Source organism: Hymenobacter agri, assembly GCF_054778495.1.
On record NZ_BAAGZM010000689.1, the window covers coordinates 1 to 2,067 of the forward strand.

The following is a 2,067-nucleotide window of genomic DNA, read 5'->3' on the forward strand; positions in this document are numbered from 1 at the left end:
TGTGCGCCCAATGGCCAGCGCGGCGGTGGCCACGCCCCATAGCCGCTCCAACTGGGCGGTGGCCGCCTCGGTGGCCCTGCTGCTGAGCCTCGGTGCCAACCTGCTGCTCTACTCGAACTGGAAAAACGCCAATGCCCAGGTGGTGGCCCTGCAAAACGAGCAGGCCCGCTTTGCCACAACTTCGCAGGTAGTAGAGAAACAGCTTGGCGACCTGCGCCAAGAAAACGGGGTGCTGCGTAACGACGACTTCCGCGCCGTGGCCCTGGCCGGCACCAAAGTGGCCCCTACGGCCAAGGCCCGCGTATTCTTCAACCCCGCCACCCACAAGGTGTACGTGGATGTGCGAAGCCTGCCGGCCCTGCCTGCCGACAAGCAGTACCAGCTCTGGGCTCTCGACAAGGGCAAGCCCATTGATGCCGGCGTGCTGACGGCGGCCACGGCCAGCGGCGAAGGCCTGCAGCACATGAATGACATTGCCAGCGCCCAGACGTTTGCCATGACGGTAGAGCCCGCCGGCGGCAGCGTCGGCCCCACGCTCAGCACCATGACGGTGGCCGGCAATATCTGAGCCCGGCGCCCAAGCCCAGCCGTAAGGTTGTAAACAAAGCCGCCTGCCAGCCGTTTGACTGGCAGGCGGCTTTGTTTAGGAAGCCCTGCCATACTTTTGATTTTATGCACGGAACCATACTGACACTGCTGAAACGCTACGTTCAAACCCAGTACGACCACAGCACCTGGGTGAAGCTGATGGAGCTTTCGGGCCTGGAAAAAGTGGAGTTCAACCACAAAACCGTGTATCCCGACGAGCACATTTATGCCTTGGTGGGCCACGCGGCCGAAATGACCGGGCTGTCGGCCGGCGAGCTGCACGAGAAATTTGGCGAATACCTCGTGCCCGACCTGATGTACATGTACCAGAAGCTGTTGCGGCCCGAATGGAAAACCCTCGACATGCTGGAGCACACCGAGCTGACCATGCACCAGCACGTGCGCCGCGAGCACACCGAAAACTCGCCGCCCGTGCTCGACGTGAGCCGCCTGGGCCCCGATGAGCTCATTATCGACTACGTGTCGCCGCGCCGCATGGGCGGGCTGGCCGTGGGCATTGTGCGCGGCCTGGCGGCGTACTATGATGAAGCCGACCGCATCGACGTGATGCCCACCACCAGCGAAGACGGCGAGCGGGTGCGTATTCACGTGCGCCGCCGCTAGCAGCGGCGCTGGCCGGCCAGCTCTCCAAACTGCTTCTACGTCTACATTTCCCCCTCATGCGGGCTTCTCGCGCCGTCTGTTACTGCTTGTTAGCCAGTTTGCTGGCCCTTGCCGCCTGCGATGCCGGTCCTTCCGGTTCGCCAGCTACTCCCACTATGCTCTACCGGCAACTGCTTCGGACTCTTTACCGCCGCACGGTGCCCACAGTACCGGCGGCTACGCTTGCCACCGAGCTGGGGCAGCCCGCCGCGCCGCTGCTGCTCGATGTGCGCTCTCCGGCCGAGTTTCGGGTGAGCCACTTGCCCGGGGCCCGATTCGTTGACTTCGATTCGGTGCCCACGGCACAGTTTGCCGACCTCGACCGGACGCAGCCCGTGGTGGTGTACTGCTCGGTGGGTGTGCGCAGCGAGCGGCTGGGCGAGCGCCTGCAGGCGCTGGGCTTCAGCCAAGTTCGCAACCTCTACGGCGGCTTGTTTGAGTGGGTGAACGAAGGCCACCCGGTAGTGAACGCGCACGGCCCGACACTCAACGTCCATCCTTATTCCGCGCTGTGGAGCCCCTGGCTGCGGCGCGGCCACAAAGTATATGAGTGATATTTCCCGGCGGGCTGCCGCGCAGCCCCATTTGTTGGTTTTTGCCCGCGTACCGGCCTTGGGCCGGGTAAAAAGCCGGCTTGCGGCCGGAGTGGGCCAGCCCGCCGCCCTGGCCGTGTACCATGAGCTTCTGGCCATTTCCAACGCGGCGATAGTGGAAGCCGGAGTACCGGCTACCGTGTGGCTAGCCGATACGGCCGGGCCCGAGCCCACGCCAATCGAGGCCCGGGAGTGGGCCGCGCACACCTCCCGCGCGCAGCCC

At 64.6% G+C, this 2,067-nt stretch carries 3 protein-coding genes and 1 pseudogene; all 4 read left to right on the forward strand.

Features of this window, described 5'->3' with window-relative positions:
* The coding region (locus tag ACYVDE_RS21080; RefSeq protein WP_460503504.1) for an anti-sigma factor domain-containing protein at nucleotides 1-568 on the forward strand (568 nt) is incomplete at its 5' end.
* Between the two features lie 104 nt (nucleotides 569-672).
* A complete protein-coding gene (locus ACYVDE_RS21085) occupies nucleotides 673-1,212 on the forward strand; it encodes a heme NO-binding domain-containing protein (protein ID WP_460503505.1) in 540 nt (179 codons plus the stop codon).
* Between the two features lie 155 nt (nucleotides 1,213-1,367).
* A complete protein-coding gene (locus ACYVDE_RS21090) occupies nucleotides 1,368-1,805 on the forward strand; it encodes a rhodanese-like domain-containing protein (protein ID WP_460503506.1) in 438 nt (145 codons plus the stop codon).
* Nucleotides 1,798-2,067: pseudogene (locus ACYVDE_RS21095) on the forward strand (hypothetical protein); the annotation flags it as partial. The gene ACYVDE_RS21090 and the pseudogene ACYVDE_RS21095, both read left to right, overlap by 8 nt.

Excerpts from the sequence above, each read along its gene's own strand:
- ACYVDE_RS21085 (WP_460503505.1), top strand. The coding sequence starts at position 673 with ATGCACGGAACCATACTGACACTGCTGAAACGCTACGTTCAAACCCAG.
- ACYVDE_RS21090 (WP_460503506.1), top strand. The coding sequence starts at position 1,368 with ATGCTCTACCGGCAACTGCTTCGGACTCTTTACCGCCGCACGGTGCCC.